Origin of the sequence: Streptococcus sp. LPB0220, from assembly GCF_008727815.1 — a bacterium.
GTDB lineage: Bacteria > Bacillota > Bacilli > Lactobacillales > Streptococcaceae > Streptococcus.
The window spans coordinates 1,122,145-1,138,054 of record NZ_CP044230.1; the positions used below are offsets into that span (position 1 = coordinate 1,122,145).

The following is a 15,910-nucleotide window of genomic DNA, read 5'->3' on the forward strand; positions in this document are numbered from 1 at the left end:
ACCTAATCCTCACACATTGATTTGACGGGTTCAAACGAACGCCGATGGATAGGGGTCACTCCCAGTTGGTCGAGGCCAGCCAGATGGTTCGACGTCCCATAGCCAGCGTTCTGAGCAAAATCATAACCCGGATATTCTCGATCAAACTCTTCCATCATCTGATCCCGAGTCACCTTGGCTACGATGGATGCTGCAGCAATGGATAAGGAGTTGGCATCCCCTTTGATGATACTAGTTTGGGAAATAGGAAGATCTAACCTCATGGCATCAATCAAAAGATGTTGGGGTTGAGGCTCTAGCTGACCAATGGCCTCCATCATGGCTAGCTTCGTAGCTTCATAGATATTAACCTGGTCTATCACTTGATTATCCTTGATGCCGATTCCGATCGCAACGGCGTTTTGGAGCACAGCTTCATAGATTTCCTTGTGTTTGGATTTTGGAATCTTTTTACTATCGTTGAGTCCGGGAATCTTACAAGCTTTCGGCAGAATGACGGCTGCTGCAACAACTGGTCCCGCTAATGGACCACGTCCCACTTCATCCACTCCTGCAATGAGCTGAATCCCTTGAGTATAAAGTTCTTTTTCATAGGCTAGCATTTTTTCCAAACGCAAATCTTCGTCCACTTGTTTTTGGAGTTCGCGTTTTCGTTTGCTGATAGCCGCTTGAACGCCTGCTCGACCATCAAGGATCAACTCTTCAAAGAAGGGATGATCTAGCTCGTCAATCATTGCCAAACGCTCTTTAACTTCTTTAATTGTTGCCATCAATTTCCCCTACACGATCCAGCGTATAGCGTCCCAATTTTCCATCGCGGACGTCTTTAACAAAGAGTTGGTAAAAACGGTCGTAATCTTCACGAAATCCTAATTTCTGGGTCATTTCCATAATGATTTCAGGAGCTTCTTGTTCCAGATCCATTTGTTTAAAACGCCCTTGCAAAACTGCTGGGTAGTGCTCTTTAAAATAGTTAAGACCAAAGATAGTCACTTCATCCATCGGAAGCAACTGGTCCTTGATGGCGCCTGTTAAAGCGAGCTTTAAGGCCACTTCTTCATCTTCAAACTTGGGCCAGAGAATCCCTGGAGTATCCAAGATTTCAAGATCCTTATTGGTTTTCAACCATTGTTGCCCCTTGGTCACCCCTGGTTTATTTCCTACAACAGCAATCTTTTTCCCTGCTAAGCGGTTCATAAGAGTTGATTTCCCAGCATTAGGAATCCCGATGATCATAGTCCGAAGGGTTTCAATCTGAATCCCTCGTTCCTTCTGACGAGCAATTTTATCGGCCATCAAAGACTTAGCAGCATCTGTGACCTTCTTAACCGTAGATTGCTCTTTGGAGTTGATAGCCAAGGTTTTGATGCCTTGAGACTCAAAATAGTCCTGCCATTCTTTTGTTGCCACAGGATCTGCCAAGTCTACCTTGTTCAAAATCATTAATTTAGGCTTATCACCAACAATTTTGGTTAACATAGGATTTTGGCTTGATAGGGGCAAACGAGCATCTACCAGAACCGTCACAAAATCCACAAATTTTAAATTTTCTTGTACTTGTCTTCTAGCTTTGGACATGTGTCCAGGAAACCATTGTATAGTTGCCATGTTCTCCATTCCTTTCCAGTTCAATCTCTTCTATTATACCATGTTTTCCTGAATTCTCAGCCTTAAACGAGAATACAAAAATGAAGCTACCTAGGTAACTTCATTTTTCTTCTATTCTGTCCAATTTATCAACGATTTCAATTGATCGTCCATTGTATAGGTATAGGTGTCGATATTTCTAGTAAAGTAGTTCTTCAAGTCATTCTCATCAGACATGCTTTGGAAATCGTACTTCTTAGCATTTTTCTCAAAGGTTTGAATGGTTTTTCCAGGTTTTTTATGAACGTTGGCTTTTCCATGGTTTTCGACCTGTTCAATAACCGCTATCTTTGAAATGACAAAATAACTTGTTTTTGATTTACCATAAGATGTATCGGTAATAGAGTATACATAGACCAATTGCGGGATTTTGGAATCAAATGTACCTCCCCAATCAACTCCATCTTTGATTGCCGCAAAAGCCATCCCTTCAAATTTTGGAAGGTCTTTATAATTGCGGTCAGCTGCATAAGCCTTTGCTGCATCCTCTACATTCTTAGAGATGGCTTCTTGTGTATCCTCATCCACTTTTGACAAGGAAGTCACATAAGCTCCTTCCTCAAAATCAGCCAAAGTGACCTTGTATTTCTTACTGTCTTTTCCTTTCTCAACAGTTTTACCTTGTTCTTTCAATGCATTTTTACCACTTTCATTGAGACGAATCTCAATTTCATCTCCAACTGCAATAGGATCATTACTTGATATTTCTTTACCGTTCAGATAATAATCAAATGGGAAGCCATATTTAGCGGTTGCTTTTGCAATAAAATCTAGATCTTTTCCTTCAAATTGAGATGGTTTTGATAAACTTCCATTTGGAGAAATCCCCTTAATTTTTGGATAAAAACCCTTAAAGGGGTCAAAACCTACAAGCGGGATAAGATCCGCCTCCTGAGTTACAGATGTACCGGTAAAGTGAAGGCCAGGTATCATGTCTTCAAGATCGCTTTTATCGTAAAGTAATTTGACCGTAATTTTATCGTGATTGTTTAGGTTCTTTCGCTTCTCTGCCTCGATCAGTTCATCGCCTTTATAAACACTAAATTTTACTTTTGAAACTAGCTGATCGATATTGTAGTTTGAATTCTCAGTATTCAAGCCTTCTGCTTCTATCTTTTTCTTGATATCCCGATCTAAATTCTTCTTATTCAAACTAAGCGACTTCTCAACAATCGATCCTTCACCATCAGTCCCTTCAAATTCTAGCTTTATATAGTCCTCTAAATTAATGGTGTCACTGCTACCACGGTTTAATAAGAAATAACCTGCAAGAGTAATGACAGCAAGAAGGACAAAAATCCCTGCTAAAATTCCTTTCATGTTTCTTTTTGATTTTTTAGGTGCTGGGGCTTGAGTTGGACTTGGCCCTAATTGCACTGTCTTTGGTTGAAAAGCAACAGCTTTTGGTTCAGCTTGGGCAGCTACTTGAACTTTAGCTCCACACTTAGAACAAAATGCATCACCGGCATTAATAGGTGCCTGGCAATTGGTACAGTTTTTCATAAATCATCTCCTTATTGTTTATCGAGCGTCCTTACGGACAGAAGTCAATACGAGGGAAGTTGCGACTATAAATAGAGCGGCAAAAGCAAGCAAGGCTCCCCAATTTCCAAGAATCGCAAGTAGATCATAAGCATAGGTTCCTACCCCATCTTTTTGATAAACTTGCCAGTCAGTATGACCTTGAGACGGGACCATATTGTTCATGTTTGCAATCCGAAAGAAGGCCGTTGTTCCCCATCTCGTAATGGTCGCATGTGAGATCCACACTAAAAATGGAATTTTTTCATCCAAGGATTGGAGAAAATTTGAAAACAGCAATTGAACCATCAATACTAGCGGCATGGCTGTCATCGCTTGAGATGATTTTTTTACAAAAGCTGAAATCATTAAGGCCAACATATCTGAAGTAAAGATCACCAAAAACAAAGTGATCCCAAAAAGGAATATCTGGCTACTGTTTCCTTGGATACGTGGATAGCGCACAACAATGGTTCCAATCATTAGGATCGCTTCCGCGAAACAGAGAACCAACTCTGTCAGCACGCGCGCCGTCACATAAGAAGGTAAGGACAAGCCTTTAATTTGGTACTCAAACTTGATGACTTTACGCTCATTACAAATACTGGTCACTGAATTAAAGAGACCAATCCAGAGTGCTGCAGAAATAAACATAATGGAAGAAGTTCTCGTAATATGGTATTTATCAAAAACTTCATTGGCATTAAAAGCGATCGAAATGATGAAAGGAAGAAGAATCGCTTCTAAGACAAAAAATAGAGATTTTTTGTTGATAAGGAGTCGAAGGAATTTTCTAAAATAAATCGAGACTTGCTTCTTATCCAGCATGGCCACCTCTCCTTTCATTTTCAAACCATTGAACATATTGGTCAACAAGAGCTGCATTTTCAGCACCTGAAATTTTATGGACGATTTCTTCTAAACTCTGAGCAGCAAAGACTTTCAGGGCATTGTCTACGGAGCCAAAGTAACACAGTCTACCACACCCTTCCGAACTCTTTCCGACCACCATAACCTTGTCAAAGAGATGACGAATACGATCGGGCGTATGCGTGATGACACATAAGATCTTTCCTTCATCTGTAATCTCTCTCAGTGTGGTCATGACCTCCATAACCATGCTTCCATCGACACCGGAATCCGGCTCATCCATAAAGAGGATTTCGGGGCGCGTGATGTATTCCATGGCTATCGTGAGTTTTTTCTTTTGTCCGCCAGATAGAGAAGAACACTTGGATCCTTTAACAGATTCCAAATCCAGCTTTTTCAGAACAGATAGCACTTCTTCTTTGCGAAGTTCAGGATGGTCTGCTAATTCAGATGGACCATAGAGTTTAGCCGCATCTTCTAGATTCTTATAGACCGTGTCTTCCATTCGGTAATGCTCATCAGGAGATTGAGGTGCCAGGGTGATGACCCCTTGTTTCTTCCCATCATTTAACAGATCTACGCCATTAAAATAAGCACTGGTATTTGAATGAACAAGTCCTGTCACTGCTTCCATAAAGGTTGATTTTCCAGCACCAGAACCACCCAGAATTAAGATCATTTCCTTGGGTTTAAATTCTACCTGAATATCCTTGAGGATGGTCTTACGATTTAAGAGATTTCCGACTGTTACATCTTGAATAGCAATCGTTAGTGATGAATGAGAAAAATCCTCGCGCTCCCTAGTTGAAACAGATGGATCTGCAGTTGCTGCCTGAAGATCTTGGTAAATGATCTGTTCTCCTAGTTGGACAACCAACTGATTTGATAATACTGCACAATCAATCCTAGCAAGCGAGGACAGATCCATCGGAAAAGCATCTTTTGCAATGGTCTTCCATTCAAGGGATTGCATTTCAACAATGATGAATTTTGAGCGAAAAACATGGCCGTCAGCGTCACAAAGATGAATAATGGAACGATGATTTAATAAAACACGTTGATTTTTCGGATAGGTGACACCATCCACCTCAATCATTCCAGACAAACATTCCAGAAACCATTGACCGTTTAGAAAATGGAAAACAGCTTTAGAGGGGGACTGAAAATCATCAGCCAGATGCAAATCTGCCTGACTTTCTTGAGAAATACCATCAACGCTCAATCCATCAAAAAGTGGAATAGCTGTAAAATCCTGATTTAGATAGGTATAGATGGTTGGGTTTTGCATACATGTAAACCTTTCGAAATAAACTAATTGGCTAGACAGTCAAAACCACCCTATAAGGGTGGTTCAAACACGATTGCATCTACTTCGCGAGCACTTCTCTAGCTTAGTGGCTTAGCGAATTTGCTCAAAATGCAAATGCACGGCGATATGATCACCATAGCCGCTCCGTTCCAAATCACGTTGCAAGCGATAAGAAATGTAGTGTTCTGCAATGGTAATATAACCAGCACCAAGTAAACGGTGCTCAACCATTGATTGGATCATGCTGATGGTTGCGCGTTCTACTTGGGCTTCATCCAAATCCATGGCAACTTTCTTGGTCACTTGAGCTAGGTTTTGTCGCAAATCATCTGTCAAAACATAGACAACTTGCGCAGCTTTCAAAATAGCTTGGTAAATTTTATCTGGGTTGAATTCAACCACTTCTCCACTACGTTTAATGACTTCCATCGGAGTCTCCTTTATTTTAAATTTTCATGAATACTCCATTTCCTTTATAATGAAATGAAGACCTACTACTTTATTATATAATTTTTTTGACAAGAATCAAAGCTCTTTTCAGGACTTAGTGTGGTTAATTGAATGAAAAAATCTAACGATCACTTTTTTCCATGACCACATCTTCTTTTTTATAGCTGTAGGTCAATCTCCAAAGATGGTCAGAGACATGGTCCAAACGGAAGGTCTTCAAAATTTTCTCCAGAGGTAACTTCTCCATCTCTACTTTTCTAAGGAGTTCCACTAGTAGTTCACCACCAGCATTGACCGCAATCAGCTGATCTTCATCGCTATCATATTGGAGAAGGACTGTTTTAGTCGGTTTATACAGAACATTATAGAGATTATAGGCTCTATCAATTTCAAAATGTTTATCCTTATCAGCTTCTCTTGAGTAGCGGTGTATTGTAAGAGGACCGATTTGAAAAGCCCCTGCTAAACTAAAAATGAATCCTAAAGCTGCTATTGATTCCCAAAGAAGATTGAGTAGCTTGGAATCGAAGTCAAATATGAAATGAAGGAGCAACAAAATAATTCCTGTACCAAATCCAATTAAAAGTAAGAGTGCACCGATGCATCCAGCTTTTTCGCCTGTTTTAATGGTCGGTTTATCATAGATTATCACACCATCTAACTTATCAAGGCTATGACGTTCTTTAAATTTTTCTAGTTCTAATTTTTCTGAATCCGTTTTCTCTAACTCTGACATACATTCCTCATGACAATTTTATTAATAATCCGGACGAAGAACTCCCGTAATGATCTCTTTGGTTGCATGGTAATCCCCATCTACTACAACCTTGATGATGCGCTTCGCTTCTTCTGCCGGTGCTGGCACCAATGGTAAACGGGTCGGCCCTGCTTCAAAGCCCATATAGTTTAAGACAGCTTTGACAGGAGCTGGACTCGGATAAGAGAAGAGAGCATTGACTTTAGGGATAAATTGACGTTGGATAGCCGCAGCCTTTTTAATATCGTTGTGTTCAATAGCTTGGAACATCTCATGTATTTCATCTCCATTTGTATGAGAAGCCACTGAGATCACTCCATCTGCACCAAGATTCATCGCATGGAAAGCATCTCCATCTTCCCCTGTATAGACGAGAAATTCTTCTGGCTTGTGTTCAATCAAATAGGCCATATTAGCAAGAGTTGTACACTCTTTGACCCCAATGATATTTGGGTGTTCTGCCAAACGAAGCATGGTTTCAGGTGTCATTTCTACTACCACGCGTCCAGGAATATTGTAGATAATAATCGGAAGATTAGATGCATCCGCAATTGCTTTAAAGTGTTGATACATTCCTTCTTGGGATGGTTTGTTGTAGTAAGGAACGATAGCCAATCCTGCTGCAAAGCCACCAAAAGCATCCACTTCTTTAACGAACTCAATCGAGTCGCGGGTTTCATTGGTTCCGACACCAGCGATCAAAGGAACTCGACCATTGACAATCTTTTGAACAGCCGCAAAGAGTTGCAATTCCTCATCGTGGGTCAGAGTTGGACTTTCCGCAGTCGTTCCAGCTAAGAGAATCCCGTCTGTATGATGAGCCAAGAGGTGCTCGACCAAGTCAGGAAGAGCGTCAAAATTAATGGTTCCATCTTCATGGAAGGGGGTGATAAATGCAGTGATGATTTTACAATCTTTTAAATCATTATAAGACATAGAAAAACCTTTCTCTATATAAGAAAGAGGCTGGGGCTTGCTTGCCTTTGCCTCATGATCTGTTCATAAAACAAGTTGATTCGTTAGAAAGCTGAGGAAGAAATCAAACTCTTCGAGTTGCAGATTTCTGAATCGTGACGCAGTGGTTGATTGGAACTACTCATGTTTGCAACATTCGTACTTCCTAATCAACTGTGCGGGGGAAAAACTACGAAATCAAACTCTTCGAGTTACTGATTTCTGTTTTTCTCCCTATTTCAATTCAAACTTCAATTCAGCTGTTGGACGTACGAGTCCACGTTCGTGAAGGGTTTCTGCGATTTGGACTGAGTTCCAAGCAGCTCCTTTAAGGAGGTTATCTGAAACAACCCACATGTGGATTCCTTTTTCAGCATCCAAGTCTCTACGAATCCGTCCAACGAAGGTATCACGTGAACCTACAGCATTGACTGCTTGAGGATAGATTTGGTGAGCAACATCATCTTCAAGGACTGCACCTGGAAATTCTGCAATAGCAGCTTTCACTTCGTCAATTGGTGCCACTTCTTTTGTTTCAATGTAGACTGACTCTGAGTGAGCTGACAAGACTGGAATCCGCACACAAGTTGCTGAAACAGCAATGCTATCGTCTTCCATAATTTTCTTAGTCTCGTTTGTCATCTTCATTTCTTCGTATGTGTAGTCATTATCTGTGAAGACATCAATTTGTGGAAGAGCGTTGAAGGCGATTGGATAGTGTTTCTTATCTCCACCTGAAGGTAAGATTTCTGCTTTAACATCACGTGGATTAACTCCATCATTTAAGACTTCTTTCAACTCACGTTGGGTTTCAAGAATAGCTCCCATACCAGCACCTGAAACAGCTTGGTAAGTAGACACGATGATACGGTCCAAGCCCCATTTTTGACGAACTGGCTCAAGAGCTACCATCATTTGAATGGTTGAACAGTTTGGACAAGAGATGATTCCGTTGTGAGCATCAAGAGCATGGGCATTCACTTCAGGAACAACCAATGGGACATCCGGATTTTGACGGAAATAAGAAGTGTTATCAACCACTACTGCGCCTGCTTTTACCGCATAAGGTGCATATTTGGCAGATGTTGAACCACCAGCTGAGAAGAGAGCAATATCAACCCCTTCAAAAGCATCTTCAGTCGTTTCCTCGATGGTCACGTCTTGCCCTTTAAATTGCAAGACTTTTCCTGCAGAACGTGCTGACGCAAGGTAGCGAATTTTATCGATTGGAAGAGTAGATTCTTCCAACATTTTGATCATTTGAGCACCAACGGCACCTGTAGCACCGACAACAGCAACTGTGTATCCCATAGTAAATCCTCTTTCAAAATTTTCTAAAAATTGAGTATTTGTACCATTATACAATTTTTTGGCATAAATGAAAAGTACCAACAGTAGGAAAAAATCCCGATTCTAAGACCAGGATTGTTGATGGTTATTTATCATAAATAGCTCGTTAGTTCAGGTCATAGTTCAAGTCACTTAAATCTTTCTTACCTTGTGTTTCTTCAGCAAGAAATGGAACTTGATGGATCCCCTTTACACCTGCTACGATAGACGCCGGAAATGAAACAATTTCTTGATTGATATGGCTGACATTACTGTTGACAATTCGCTTCGCTGCAGCAAGATCTTCATTTTCGTCAGCAATTTCCTTTTGCAAGGCCAAGAATTGGTTAGAAGACAAGAGCTCTGGATAGTTTTCACCGACTGCACGAATTTGTGCCAAGACATCATTTTGATTGGTAATGACTTGGTTGGATTCTTGAATAGTCGCTCCTTGGCGTAAAGCAACTAAATCAGTAAAAATCTCTTGCTCGTGTTTGGCATAGGCTTTGGCTACTTTTAGCATTTCCGAAATGGTATCATAGCGTTTTACGAGAACGATATCAACCGTTCTCTTTGATTCTTCGATGGTTACTAGATAACGATTGAGGCGATTTCCTACACTAATAAACCAAATGGCCAATAGGGCAAGAAATAATAGGATGATTCCAATAATGAGATTCATGATGCTTCTCCTTCAAAAATTGCTGTTATTTCCTTAATTAAAGCTAGTTCTTTGCATAATTTATGATATTCAGATACCAAAGATAGTTGATCAATATCTTCCGGTTTTTGGGGCGTCGGAAAGATATAGCGATCGGTATACAAAGAAATAAATAGTTTCTTGTCTTTCAAAAATACACACATGACATTTTGAGAAATTTGTCGATCAAACCATTCCAACATCTTAGGGGTGAGAAATTTACGGGCAGACAGTTCATCCGTGCAGTAAATATTGTAATTCTCGTTATTGCGAATATCCTCGGTTTCAATCTGAACTTCATCTCCTCTGGCTCCAGGATAAACCCCATTCACCTCCCTCTTAAAAAGAAAGGATTTCTTGGTTGGCACAACTCGAAGATGACCTGAGAAATTGATCGGTAGATGTAAAGAGAACACTTGTCCAAGGAAATCTGTAACTTCCACATGTTCCGTCCTCGTATGACCATTAGATGTCCGGTAACGAGTCTCCGTATGATGGGCATAGAGATTTGACACTGTCAACTCTTTGTCATCATGAAATGATAGCTCTTTGAAACATAGAAAATCAGTCGACCGAGGACATAAATGCGAGAGAGCTTCAGAAGGGATGGAACCGTCCTCTTTGATCGAAGCTCGAGGAAAAACTTCCTTTAATACAGGCGAAAGGATATCATCAAGATAGATCTCATCGTTCGAACGAATTCGATCCCCAAACAAGGCTTTTCGTTTTTTATATTGTGGCCAATAATACAAACCAACAACTAAAAGGATCAAAGGAATAGCTGCAAAACGCAATAAAATGAGAGACAGTATGGCGCAAATAATACCAAAGGATCGCAAAACATTCCACTGAAGATTGTTCTTCATCTGTTCTCGGATCAATCCGATGGCATCCTGAAATTGTTTGGAGTTTTCAAGCTCTTCAATTTTCTGCGAATAGTCTGTAGATGCTGAATCATTAGAATGATAGAAATCTCCCAATCAACTCCACTCCTTTCTGACCTAGGCACTTTACTATATTATAACACCAACATAACTTTGTAGCAAATGTATTATAATAGTTTTGGACCTTTGAAGACACAAAAAAATCCTGATCCGAAGACCAGGATTTGAGGCACCTTTCGGTGAGAACAGCCGGTTCACACAACTGTTCAAGGTCCGCTCCTGCGTTACAATTGAATGTAGACCTCCTCAGCGCAAAAGGCTCCTAAGAGCCAATCGACTCATCGCATGAAACTAGTTTACCATGAACATCCACAAACTGTCAAGAAGGTAGGTACTTGCTTCCTTCTCGAATACTCAAAGGAGATAACTGCTCTCGATAGCGGTCGATAAAGGCCCCTACCCAATCCGGATTAACCTTGGAATAATTGCGTAAACTCCAGCCGATTGCCTTATTTATAAATAACTCGCTTTGACCTAGATTATTGAGGATCACTTTTTCTAACAAATCCGTATCTGTTTTTTCTTTCCTCATAAGCTGGTGATCAATGGCAATCCGCCTCAACCAAAAGTCCTGATCCTTACTCCAATCTAGCATAACCTGCTTGGTTTCTGGATAGTGAAAAGTAATCTCTCCGATGATAAGGTCCAATTGATCTATACTGTCCCACCATGATTTGGTTTGAGCCAATTCCTTTAGCTTTGGAAAATCTTCAGGTCTAAGCTCCTTCTTCTTTTTATCCAGATAATCCATAGCAATATATTGGAACTCACGGTAAGGTTGCTGCCAACACTCTTCCACAAAAGTCCAATCAATTGGATCCTTTATGAAGGGTTTAAAAAACTCTCTTTCAATCTTTTTGAGAATTGGTTTTTGAACGCCAAGAAAGCTGAATTTATTTTTCATATAAGCTTCCATTGCTGAGACTTTCGCTGGATCAGCTTGGTTTTCTAACAATTTCAAAAGAATTTTTGTATCCATATGATTCCTCCTTTTTTACATCAAAGGTCCAATCAAAGAAAAAAGATAGCCACCCAGACGATGAACCATAGGTATTTTTGATAAACTTTCTAAAGTGACTTCCTCTGAGAGAGCCTGGGCTTTCTCAAAATCTTCTTCAATCTTAAGCACTTCTAGATTTTTGTAGAGATAAACCCCATCTTCAAAATTTTGATAGAGGCTTCGGTAGTCTGTATTAATGGTTCCTACCACAGCTTGTTGGCTATCAGAAACATAAACCTTAGCATGGACAAAGCCTGGGGTATAACGGAAAATACGGACGCCAGCATCCAAGAGGGCTTTAAAATAGGTCGTCGCAATATCAAAGGCATACTGTTTATCTGGAATACCTGGCATAATGATACGAACATCCACACCTCGTCTGGCCGCAAAGGTCATGGCTCGAACCAATTCATCATCCAAAATCAAATAAGGCGTCATGATATAGACATAATTAGTTGATGTATTCAGAAGATGTAAATAAACATTTTCTGCAACCTTGTGGTAGGTCGACGGTGAATTGCCATAAGGGAGTACAAAGCCCTGACTCTTTCTTTGTTGAGGTTTTTCTTGTAGATAGTGCTCCATATCCCTTTTATCTTCTATTCCAGTCACTGTCCACATGGTCAAAAAGAGAGCTTTTAGCGTTTGAACTGCTGAACCATCTAATCGAAGGGCCGTGTCCTTCCAATGACCAAAGCGTTCTCGTTTATTGACATACTCATCAGCGATATTAACGCCACCAGTATAAGCAACTTGACCATCAATCACTGTAATCTTTCGATGGTCTCGGTAATTGTAATAGGTTGATAGAATAGGCTTGACTGGTGAGAAGGCCTGGGCTTTAATCCCAACCTTGTGCAATCGCTCGATATAATCGTAGGACAAGGTAGTCATCTCATTCATCCCATCAAACATGACACGAACGTCTAGACCTGCCTTGGCCTTCTCCTCCAAAATGGCTAAAATCTCACCCCACATGATACCTTCGTCAATGATGAAATATTCCATGAAGATATAACGCTCCGCCTTTTTCAAATCCTCCAACAAGGCTGGAAGCATGTCATCTCCAAGTGGAAAATAGGTAACCTCTGTGTCTCTGTAGATAGGAAACTGTGCTGGACTATGCTCCAAAAAATAAGCTAATCTCTGTAATTGGCGATCACTTTGGGATAAATAATCAGCAACTTCTGGATCGGTGCTTAGATAGTCGGATGCCTGCACTGTAGCATCCTCAAGCCGCTTCTTCAAGCGTCTCACACCCAAATCAGCTAACGAAAAGTAAAGCAGAGCCGTCCCAAAAATTGGAAAGAGGGCAATGATAATCACCCAGGACAATTTGGAACGAGAATCCATGGAACGATTGAGCAAGTAAAAGAAGGTAAAAACACTCAACAAGTGTTCCCATAAGATAATGGATGGGAAATGCTCTTGTAGGCTGAGATATGAAAAGACAAGAAAGGCCAATTCCAGTAAGAAGAACAGGAGAATGGGAACCTTTCGGTTAAGTAGAATTTTAGCCCATCTTGAGGGCTTTTGAGGTAACAGTCTAGCACTTTGTTCTTGAGTCATAAAAACCTCTTTCGTATAAAAACATCTTCTATGCTGAATAATTTATGGATTATTTCAAGTGATATGGAGTTTTCATTTCATTTAGCTACTACTCCTTAACAGCTCTTACTTGATTTTTCTCACCGGCCCTTCGATCGTCTTTTGCATCCAGACGATATCATGCCATTTGTTAAACTTATAGCCAATCTTTGGGAAATGAGCCACTTGGACATAGCCCCGCTTTTCATGCATGGAAATGCTCGCTTCGTTCGGGACTGCGATACAGGCCAGAAAGCGTAAGTAGCCTCGTGCTTGTAGCTCTTCTTCTAAGGCCGTATAAAGGGCCGATCCAATCCCTTGTCCACGCGCTTCCTTTGCTACATAAATAGATAATTCAGTGGTCCAATCATAGGCAGCGCGTGCATAATAGGTCGAGGCATAGGCATACCCCACAACTTTCCCATCCACTTCTGCGACCAAATAAGGAAATTGGGTCAGCGTTTTTGCGATGCGGCTTTCAAATTCCTGGACAGTCGGCACATCAACCTCAAAGGTAATGGCTGTCTCTGTCACATAAGGTTGGTAAATCGCTCGGATAGCTGCTGCATCGCTGAGCTGAACGGGTCGAATCATCATGGTGGCCTCCTAATTAGATTATAGCTAGTATACCGATAAGCCTTCTCACTGTCAATGAAGGACCAGTAGCAAGCAAAAAATCCTGGAATTGTATCCAGGATTTCCATCCTTCTTAAACCGTTTGACTTAACCCCATCATCCGGTAAAGGAATAAAGCACTCGGAGCCTTCAAAAAGCTCTTTTGCTTAGAATTTGTTGCTTTTAAGACATAGTTAGGTTTGACTGTTTTAGTAACTGTCTTTGCTTGTTTAAGATTCAGACCGGTTTGTTTTTTAGACGGTTGAACTTTCGAAGGTTGAAGGGAAGCCTTCACTGCGCTTGCTTGAAGGGGTTTTTCTTTCACCTTCAAGGCTTGTCCAATTGGTTTTGAAGCAGGAGCAGATAGTCCTGCTTGAGCTGAATGAGAGAGTTGACTCATGGTTTGATTGTTTCTGACTTCGACATGGTTTAGGATACCTCCATTTGGATTGAGGTGATCAGTCACACCTGTATCAAATGGCGCTACAAATACATTGTCCTCAATGGTGACATTTTTAATATCTCCATAGCGCGTTTCAACATCAATCGATCCACGATGCTTGTTGTAGATATCGCTCTTCGTCCCTGTACGCTCCAAGAGATTGTGGTGAACCCGAATCCCTTCTTCATTCAAATCAAAGTTATGGCCTTTAAAGACAGTCGTCAAGCGAATTCCGGCATCCCCGATATTGTCTTTAATCCGATTGTAGGCGATCTCATGGCCTTTCCCACCAAAGATTCCCACACCTCCAGCGCGCCAACCGAGTTCAATCGTATTGTGCAAGAATTTATTATTTTCTGCTACTGCTGATTCTGTTCCATCCGCAATACTTGACCAGCTGGCAAGTCCGTCATCTCCATTCCCACGGATACTAGAATTGCGGACAATCGAATTCTTAGTCCCTTGGGCAAAGTTGACTCCGTCAGCTAAATTGTTTCGCAAACGGACATTTTCAACTACTAGACCATCTGTGTACTTCATATCGTTTTTGCCAGCATAATCGCCAATCCACATGCCGACTTCAAAGTGTTCGGCCCAAATATCATGAATATGAGAATTCTTCCCTGGCGTTCCAGAAATGGCCTTGTACTGAGCATTTTCACCATAGCGTGAACGAAGGTTAGAGGACAGATAGACTTCGCTAAATTCAACATGGTTGTCTTGGTGAAGGAAGTCAAAACCACCGCCACCAGCTTGGTCACTAGTGAAATGCAGTTGGGTATGCCAGATACCGGCCCCTGAAATCTTCATATCGGAAGCATCGATACCGACTTTTCGATTGAGATTAAATCGCCCAGCTGGGATATAGACATTCTTTCCGGTTTGTTTGGCTTCATAAATCGCATCATAGAGGGCCTGGCTATCATCGGTATCATCATTTGGTGTAGCTCCTTTTGAAACAATATTGATAGCATTGTCCCCTTGAGCAATCGGGTCTGGAGCTTGCTCGAATTCCACAAAGTCAAGGCCGTAATGGACGTCGTCTGACCTGTTTTTCACTAGTGAAACCACATCTCCTTTTTGAAGTTGAATGTCTGGAAGGAGGCTATGCACTTCATCAAATTGGAAGCGGGCACGTGTATCTGCCTGTGCACTATCGTGTACACCTTTGTCATTCAAGTACTGCCAGTTTGATGAGGACGAAAGATCCAATTGTTGAACACTATGACCATTCACCTGTACATCGAGTTGTCCACTTGCGCCATCTGGTACCGTGTAGCGTACGGTTAAAGCATTGGCTGGTTCATTGACCTTAAAGGAAACACCATCTCCCTTTTCTTTTAAAGCGACATGAGTCTGATCAGAAGCTTCAATAGCTGTTGAGTGACTGTCTTGAGACTGCTCTACCTCTGCCTTTCCAAGGAGGTTTCCTTTGTCTGCTTCATAACGGGTGTAAGGCATAGATGCTCCATATTGGCTGGTATCTACTTGAGAGCTTGCGGGATCAGAAGTTGTCGCTTCTTGCCCTTGTGTTTGGACTTGTGCTTGCTCTCCAACTTGATCAGCTGCCACAGATTTTCCAGTCAAAAAACAAGCCCCCATGATCGCAATTACGACAGAAAAGACTCCAAGCTTAGACTTGCGAATGCCAAAAATGATATCTTTGTTTAAATGATACATCACATATTTCTCCTTTTATTTTTTACAACGATTCTATCCTAATAAAAATTATCATGACAAACAAGATGAATTGTGTGAATATTCTGTATCAATTTGTTGCAGAAA

Annotated in this window: 15 protein-coding genes; all 15 read right to left on the minus strand. The window is 41.0% G+C overall.

The genetic code is table 11. The features are described from left to right. Positions 1-2: 2 nt before the first annotated feature. The 15 genes from LPB220_RS05930 to LPB220_RS06000 all read right to left on the minus strand — a co-directional run bounded on the left by LPB220_RS05930 (position 3) and on the right by LPB220_RS06000 (position 15,805). The gene (locus LPB220_RS05930) at positions 3-770 is read right to left on the minus strand and encodes a ribonuclease HII (RefSeq protein WP_150906121.1); all 768 of its coding nucleotides are present in this window, start codon (positions 768-770) and stop codon (positions 3-5) included. Continuing rightward, the gene (gene ylqF / locus LPB220_RS05935; protein WP_150906123.1) at positions 757-1,608 is read right to left on the minus strand and encodes a ribosome biogenesis GTPase YlqF; all 852 of its coding nucleotides are present in this window, start codon (positions 1,606-1,608) and stop codon (positions 757-759) included. The genes LPB220_RS05930 and ylqF overlap by 14 nt, the downstream gene beginning before the upstream one ends. Positions 1,609-1,719: 111 nt before the next feature. Then, positions 1,720-3,150: a zinc-ribbon domain-containing protein gene (locus tag LPB220_RS05940; RefSeq protein WP_150906125.1), complete on the minus strand. Its 1,431-nt coding sequence runs from the start codon at positions 3,148-3,150 to the stop codon at positions 1,720-1,722. An 18-nt stretch (positions 3,151-3,168) separates the two neighbouring features. Beyond that, a complete protein-coding gene (locus LPB220_RS05945; protein ID WP_225305900.1) occupies positions 3,169-4,053 on the minus strand; it encodes an ABC transporter permease in 885 nt (294 codons plus the stop codon). Next, the gene (locus tag LPB220_RS05950; RefSeq protein WP_150906127.1) at positions 3,986-5,326 is read right to left on the minus strand and encodes an ATP-binding cassette domain-containing protein; all 1,341 of its coding nucleotides are present in this window, start codon (positions 5,324-5,326) and stop codon (positions 3,986-3,988) included. Before LPB220_RS05950 ends, LPB220_RS05945 begins: the two co-directional genes overlap by 68 nt. Before the next feature lie 111 nt (positions 5,327-5,437). Further along, positions 5,438-5,776, minus strand: a complete 339-nt coding sequence (locus tag LPB220_RS05955) for an ATP cone domain-containing protein (protein ID WP_049514815.1) — start codon at positions 5,774-5,776, stop codon at positions 5,438-5,440. A 142-nt stretch (positions 5,777-5,918) separates the two neighbouring features. Further along, a complete protein-coding gene (locus LPB220_RS05960) occupies positions 5,919-6,533 on the minus strand; it encodes a hypothetical protein (RefSeq protein WP_061591203.1) in 615 nt (204 codons plus the stop codon). Positions 6,534-6,554: 21 nt separating this feature from the next. Further along, entirely contained in the window at positions 6,555-7,490 is a 936-nt protein-coding gene (gene dapA / locus LPB220_RS05965) for a 4-hydroxy-tetrahydrodipicolinate synthase (protein ID WP_150906129.1), read from the minus strand. Positions 7,491-7,742: 252 nt separating this feature from the next. Beyond that, positions 7,743-8,819, minus strand: a complete 1,077-nt coding sequence (locus LPB220_RS05970) for an aspartate-semialdehyde dehydrogenase (protein WP_036757608.1) — start codon at positions 8,817-8,819, stop codon at positions 7,743-7,745. A gap of 145 nt (positions 8,820-8,964) precedes the next feature. Continuing rightward, on the minus strand, positions 8,965-9,519 hold the full coding sequence (locus tag LPB220_RS05975; RefSeq protein ID WP_150906131.1) for a LemA family protein: 555 nt from the start codon (positions 9,517-9,519) through the stop codon (positions 8,965-8,967). Beyond that, a complete protein-coding gene (locus LPB220_RS05980) occupies positions 9,516-10,517 on the minus strand; it encodes a DUF3137 domain-containing protein (RefSeq protein ID WP_070673963.1) in 1,002 nt (333 codons plus the stop codon). Before LPB220_RS05980 ends, LPB220_RS05975 begins: the two co-directional genes overlap by 4 nt. Positions 10,518-10,800: 283 nt before the next feature. Further along, complete coding sequence (locus LPB220_RS05985) at positions 10,801-11,460, minus strand: DNA alkylation repair protein (protein ID WP_150906133.1); 660 nt, start codon at positions 11,458-11,460, stop codon at positions 10,801-10,803. A 15-nt stretch (positions 11,461-11,475) separates the two neighbouring features. Continuing rightward, positions 11,476-13,050 carry a cardiolipin synthase gene (gene cls, locus LPB220_RS05990; protein ID WP_150906135.1) on the minus strand — a complete coding sequence of 525 codons (1,575 nt, stop codon included), beginning with the start codon at positions 13,048-13,050 and terminating at the stop codon, positions 11,476-11,478. A 105-nt stretch (positions 13,051-13,155) separates the two neighbouring features. Beyond that, on the minus strand, positions 13,156-13,665 hold the full coding sequence (locus LPB220_RS05995) for a GNAT family N-acetyltransferase (RefSeq protein ID WP_150906137.1): 510 nt from the start codon (positions 13,663-13,665) through the stop codon (positions 13,156-13,158). A 112-nt stretch (positions 13,666-13,777) separates the two neighbouring features. Then, complete coding sequence (locus LPB220_RS06000) at positions 13,778-15,805, minus strand: right-handed parallel beta-helix repeat-containing protein (RefSeq protein WP_150906140.1); 2,028 nt, start codon at positions 15,803-15,805, stop codon at positions 13,778-13,780. Positions 15,806-15,910: the final 105 nt, after the last annotated feature.

Bases quoted from the DNA above. Each gene is read 5' to 3' on its own strand.
- cls (WP_150906135.1), bottom strand. From the start codon at position 13,050: ATGACTCAAGAACAAAGTGCTAGACTGTTACCTCAAAAGCCCTCAAGA.
- LPB220_RS05960 (WP_061591203.1), bottom strand. From the start codon at position 6,533: ATGTCAGAGTTAGAGAAAACGGATTCAGAAAAATTAGAACTAGAAAAA.
- LPB220_RS05950 (WP_150906127.1), bottom strand. From the start codon at position 5,326: ATGCAAAACCCAACCATCTATACCTATCTAAATCAGGATTTTACAGCT.
- LPB220_RS05930 (WP_150906121.1), bottom strand. From the start codon at position 770: ATGGCAACAATTAAAGAAGTTAAAGAGCGTTTGGCAATGATTGACGAG.
- LPB220_RS05940 (WP_150906125.1), bottom strand. From the start codon at position 3,150: ATGAAAAACTGTACCAATTGCCAGGCACCTATTAATGCCGGTGATGCA.
- LPB220_RS05970 (WP_036757608.1), bottom strand. From the start codon at position 8,819: ATGGGATACACAGTTGCTGTTGTCGGTGCTACAGGTGCCGTTGGTGCT.
- LPB220_RS05955 (WP_049514815.1), bottom strand. From the start codon at position 5,776: ATGGAAGTCATTAAACGTAGTGGAGAAGTGGTTGAATTCAACCCAGAT.
- LPB220_RS05975 (WP_150906131.1), bottom strand. From the start codon at position 9,519: ATGAATCTCATTATTGGAATCATCCTATTATTTCTTGCCCTATTGGCC.
- ylqF (WP_150906123.1), bottom strand. From the start codon at position 1,608: ATGGCAACTATACAATGGTTTCCTGGACACATGTCCAAAGCTAGAAGA.
- LPB220_RS05985 (WP_150906133.1), bottom strand. From the start codon at position 11,460: ATGGATACAAAAATTCTTTTGAAATTGTTAGAAAACCAAGCTGATCCA.
- LPB220_RS06000 (WP_150906140.1), bottom strand. From the start codon at position 15,805: ATGTATCATTTAAACAAAGATATCATTTTTGGCATTCGCAAGTCTAAG.
- dapA (WP_150906129.1), bottom strand. From the start codon at position 7,490: ATGTCTTATAATGATTTAAAAGATTGTAAAATCATCACTGCATTTATC.
- LPB220_RS05945 (WP_225305900.1), bottom strand. From the start codon at position 4,053: ATGCAGCTCTTGTTGACCAATATGTTCAATGGTTTGAAAATGAAAGGA.
- LPB220_RS05995 (WP_150906137.1), bottom strand. From the start codon at position 13,665: ATGATGATTCGACCCGTTCAGCTCAGCGATGCAGCAGCTATCCGAGCG.